The 4,915-nt window shown below is 43.1% G+C and carries 7 protein-coding genes; all 7 read left to right on the top strand.

Going from position 1 to position 4,915, the window contains the following annotated elements:
* Positions 1-731: AzlC family ABC transporter permease (locus Q0372_RS01045; RefSeq protein WP_298101526.1), on the top strand; the 731-nt coding region annotated here is incomplete at its 5' end.
* Positions 731-1,078, top strand: coding sequence for an AzlD domain-containing protein (locus Q0372_RS01040; RefSeq protein ID WP_298101524.1), 348 nt, complete (start codon positions 731-733; stop codon positions 1,076-1,078). The genes Q0372_RS01045 and Q0372_RS01040, both read left to right, overlap by 1 nt.
* A 69-nt stretch (positions 1,079-1,147) precedes the next feature.
* On the top strand, positions 1,148-2,500 hold the full coding sequence (locus Q0372_RS01035; protein ID WP_298101523.1) for a coproporphyrinogen III oxidase family protein: 1,353 nt from the start codon (positions 1,148-1,150) through the stop codon (positions 2,498-2,500).
* 117 nt (positions 2,501-2,617) lie between these two features.
* Complete coding sequence (locus Q0372_RS01030) at positions 2,618-2,971, top strand: hypothetical protein (RefSeq protein ID WP_298101522.1); 354 nt, start codon at positions 2,618-2,620, stop codon at positions 2,969-2,971.
* 90 nt (positions 2,972-3,061) lie between these two features.
* Positions 3,062-3,337: an Imm53 family immunity protein gene (locus Q0372_RS01025; protein WP_298101520.1), complete on the top strand. Its 276-nt coding sequence runs from the start codon at positions 3,062-3,064 to the stop codon at positions 3,335-3,337.
* Between the two features lie 29 nt (positions 3,338-3,366).
* Positions 3,367-3,903: a hypothetical protein gene (locus Q0372_RS01020; protein WP_298101518.1), complete on the top strand. Its 537-nt coding sequence runs from the start codon at positions 3,367-3,369 to the stop codon at positions 3,901-3,903.
* Positions 3,904-3,970: 67 nt separating this feature from the next.
* The gene (locus tag Q0372_RS01015) at positions 3,971-4,603 is read left to right on the top strand and encodes a hypothetical protein (protein ID WP_298101516.1); all 633 of its coding nucleotides are present in this window, start codon (positions 3,971-3,973) and stop codon (positions 4,601-4,603) included.
* Positions 4,604-4,915 lie beyond the last annotated feature (312 nt).

Below are 4,915 nucleotides of genomic sequence, written 5' to 3'. Positions count from 1 at the left end.
TGGTCAGGTCCACGCCCTTGAGGATGGGCTTGGGGCCGTCGTTTGGTATCTACGGCATCAGCCAAGACCTGCCCGTATGGGCACTGGCGCTAACCTCGCTGCTGATCTACGCAGGAAGCGTGGAATTCGTGCTGATTGCCTTCATCGTAACCCACGCCTCGCTCGTAGATACCTTCGTCGTGGCGTTTTTGCTAAATTTTCGCCATTTTTTCTATACGATGTCGCTGTTGGACGAGCTGCGCTTCGTGCGTCATAAAATTTACGCCGTATATGCTCTTACCGACGAAACCTTTGCGCTGCTAAAAGCGCGCGCGTTTTTGCACCCCGAGGAGCTTAGCGGCGAACAGCCCGTAACGCCGCAAAGGCTAAAAGAGCTTGATCTGCTCTATAATCTAACCGCGGCTTTAAATCATTCCTACTGGGTCGCGGGCGTCGTTGCAGGGGCTGTTTTGGGAGCAAGCTTGAAGCTTGATTTTAGCGGAGTCGAGTTTAGCCTGACGGCGCTTTTTGCGATGTTAACCTATGAAGTTTTTAAAGCAAATCCGCAATACAAAGTGCTATTGCTGGGCTTTGCCTGCGCATTTGCGGGGCTTTTTATCTTTCCTACAAAATACTTTTTATTCGGCACTCTGATTTTTGGCACAGGGGTTTTGCTGCTCTTTCGTAAATACTTCGAGCGACCTTCGCGCACGGGACGCAGGCTGCGAGAATTCCTAAAAAGGAGCAGGTAGTGGAAATTTTGCCCTATATCTTTCTGGCCTCGCTCGCTACGATTTTGACGCGATTTTTGCCGCTGCTGCTTTTTAAAAAAAAGACCGTGAGTCCAAGCTTATCGTATCTGCAAAAAAACTCGGGCCTTTTGATAATGGTCGTTTTGACGATCTACGCGCTTAAGACGATGCTGCCTAGCTTTTCGGGCGAGCGAGCTTTTAGCGTGGACGCGCTGCAAACGGCGATGCTGCTATTTTGCCTAATTATGGCGTTTGTTGTGCATGCTAAATTTCGCAATTCGCTCGTTACGATAGCGCTTCCTACGCTAATATATATGGCGGCGATACGCTTTTTATTAAATTATTGATAAATTTATAAGTTAGTTTTCGATAAACTTCAAAAATTAGTTTTTAAGTTTAAAAAAGGTTAAAGTTTTATGAATTTTATCAGTCAAATGGTGCATAGCTTCGCTAAAAAATACGCCGCCGAAACTATGCAAAAATCCCTCTACAACTCCCTCAGGATCGACATCACGCAAGAGAACATCGCTAAAATTCCAAACCCCAATAAAAAATATATGCTCTACATGCACGTGCCCTTCTGCCACACGTTTTGCCCGTACTGCTCCTTTCACAAATACGCTTACGAGCGCGGCACGTGCAAGGCGTATTTCGGCGCGCTGCGCACCGAGATGCAGCGCACAAAGGACGCAGGCTACGACTTTGAGACGCTTTATGTAGGCGGCGGCACGACGCTAATCGACGAGGATGAGCTAGCGCGCACGCTGGAGCTTGCCAAGTCGCTTTTTAGCATCAAAGAGGTTTCGTGCGAGAGCGATCCCAACCACATCGAGCCTGAGAGCTTGCTGCGATTTCGCGGGCTAATAGACCGCCTAAGCGTGGGGGTGCAGAGCTTTGATGACGATATTTTACGTAAAGCTTCACGCTACGACAAATTCGGCTCGGGCGAAATTCTGCAAGAAAAGCTATCCCGAGCGGTCGGAATTTTACCGATTTTAAGCCTGGATCTGATATTTAACTTTCCGTTTCAAACTCGCGAAATTTTACTTCGCGACATTGAAGCGGCAAAAGCGGTAAAACCGGAGCAGATCACGCTGTATCCGCTGATGAAATCGCCTTTGATGCGCGATCAAATAGCGCGAAGTCTCGGCGTTAGCAACATAGACCGCGAGGAGGAGTTTTACTCCATCATCTGCAAGGAATTTGCAAGCTGGCACCGCAGCAACGCATGGGCTTTCGCTCGCGAAAAATCAAATATGAGCGACGAATACGTAGGCACAAATCACGAATACGTGGGTATCGGAAGCGGCGCGTTTAGTTTCCTAGACGGCAGGCTGCTCGTAAATGCGTTCAACCTCGAAGATTACGCAAGCAGAGTGCGCAAAAACGAAAGTACCGTCATCGCCACTTGCGATTTTAGCAGATCCGAGCGCGCGAAATACCTCTTTTTGACCGAGCTTTTCAGCGGCGAGATCGATATCGCTAAATTTAACGCCGCAAACGATCTAAATTTGCGTCGCGAACTGGGCAGAGAGCTTAGCCTGCTAAGGCTTGCAGGAGCCGTGCGGATCGAGGGCGAGATCATCCGCACGACGGAATTCGGCGCGTATTTGTGCCTTGTTTTGATGAAGGAATTTTATACCGGCATGGACAAGGTGCGCGCGGCGTTTCGCGACGATGCCAAGATTAAGCGCGCTAGACAGCTCATTATCATGGACGAAAGCGAATCCGCAGCAGCTAGCGCGGCAAAAAGCGAGATAGCGTCGTAAATTTTGCGCCCGACCGCCGCTACTAGCGCTTAGGCGCATCCGCGACTTGAGCGCAAATACCGTCTGGCATTTAAAACACAAACGAATTTTTGATTTCAAAATTTAGGAAACGCCGCAATGAAACGCAGAATAATCAAGCTATTCATTTTATTTCTGTTTTTTGTCCTTGTATTTGAGCTCGTCGGCAATCTTTTTAACTTCGGCCGCTTCCCGTTTCATAAAAGCTGCGAGGCGTTTATGATGATAAACCGATATGATAGCGGTCGTCCAAACGATGAGTGTATAATGCAACTTATGGATGAAAATCGAACGGGCGATCTTTTCTTATATTACTTTAAAACCAAATATAACCACGAGGAGCCGTTATCCGAACTGGACGAAAAAGCTATAAAATTTTTAAATATTCCGAACTCGAAGATAATCACCGTAAATAAAGACGGCGTGGAAAAGAAATTTTTAATACACGATTAAATTTAAATAGCAAAGAAGCCCTGCTTCAATTGCAATATCAAAGCCTAACAAATCGAGAATTTTAAAATTTATAAAATTAAAGGAGGAGCAATGAATAATCTAAAACTCATACAAAACTGGTACGCTTCCAAATGCGACGGAGAATGGGAGCATGAATATGGCCTTACGCTAGAAACGGTCGATAATCCCGGTTGGTGGATTGAAATCGATGGCGAGAGCGGGAAAAAGCCGATCAAAATAAATATCGATAGAGATTACGAGGATTGGTTTTTCATCAATGCCACGGAAAACGAACTCAAAGGAAGTTGCGGAGCCGAGAATTTAGAGGAATTATTGGAGCATGTGGTAAAATGGCTAATGGATTAAAATTTAGCAAGACAAATAAAGGAGCTTAGATGATCGAAGTCGAGATAAAAAACGAATCTTGCAAAAAGACCGAAGTTACGCTTGCAAATATCGAAATTGTTAAGGATGCCGTAAAGGAATTCGCTTATAAAAGCTTTAAGGGCAGTTATCTGTTTTTTGATATTTACGGCGAGATAGATAGGGATTTCCGCGTGCTTGGAGTAATCAGCGAAGGAGATGAAAACAATATCGGAAAAATAGATCTTAAAAAATATGAAAAAAGCTCCTTAGGCGCCACCGACATATCGCAAGATATACAGGGCGCGAAATTCTGCACCTATTTCAAGCTGGATCAAAGTGAAATTTTAAAGCAAATATTATATTATATAGCCTATGAAAAATTTGAAGGCGGCTATTACGCAAAGGGTAAATTTATAGGCAAAAACAGCGGCGATCTTGTTTTTATAGGCATCTGCGGCGATGTAAAAAATTGCGCCGAAATAAAGAGCGTCGATTTAGATGAAATAATAAAAAGTATGCCTAAACTCTCGGAATCAAATAATTTTTATATTAGCGAGTTTATATGAGATCAATTAAACAGATCGATGAGGTAAATTTATATCGCCAACCGATTAAATTTAAAAAGGAGATACTATGAAATTTAAAATTTTAAAACCGAATGAACTATACGGCTGGGTTTTTAACAAAGATGAAGAACTTTATAAGGCTTTAGGATTTGATTGTTGGATGGATTCGTTTATTCGCATATTAGCTCAAATTCCCGGTACCAGAAAAAAAGATATTTTGGATTACCTTGAATATGAAATCTTTGATTGGTACGAATGGTTTGAACTACATTGGATTATCCAAAGCGACTATAAGCTAGCGGACGAAGATAATCCTGAAATTTCAGCCTATCCGACATACGCGGGAGAGTATTTCGGAGTAATGGGTCAGCTGTTTTTAGGGGGTATGATAGACTTCGGCATAGAGCGCGGAAATTTAAGAAAGAAATGGGCTGACTTCGATACGAATTTATCCAAGATCGATCTAGGTATGTCGCTTTATGAGAAGTGGGTCTATTTTAGAGATAATTTCTTTTTTGGGTATAAATTTTTAGAGGAGGAGAACATAACTCCCAAAACAGAGATAACTTGGAAGAATCCCGATACCTGGAGTAGATTTAGCCACTGGATGTGTATGACTAAGGCGGGCAAAGAGTATCGTGATAAAATTTTAAAGCCGAGGCTTTATGAAAAGTATAAGGATATAGTTATAGAGGTGTGAGGGCGAATATGGCGTTGACGGCTAAAATAGATATTTTATTAAATTTGATAAATTTTGCTAACGATATGCTTAATGAAAGTATGCCCCCGACGACAAGCTACAGCCTAATGAGGCGCTATTCAAACAATGATAACTATCTCAAAAAGCCTATAGGAATAAAAAATGAGCACTAGGATAGGTTTAATACTTTTGGGCGCATTTTAGACGGGTATGATTTTAGGGATTGACTAAATTTTAAAAATTCCAGCTAGATTCGCTTCGTAAATTTACCGTTTTAAAAAGCAAGCGGCGCCAAGGAGTCTAAATTAAAAC

Source organism: uncultured Campylobacter sp. (genome assembly GCF_937997405.1).
In the GTDB taxonomy this organism is placed as follows: Bacteria; Campylobacterota; Campylobacteria; order Campylobacterales; family Campylobacteraceae; genus Campylobacter_B.
Note: the sequence above shows the minus strand (reverse complement) of the source record. Positions and strands in the feature narration are given on the sequence as shown.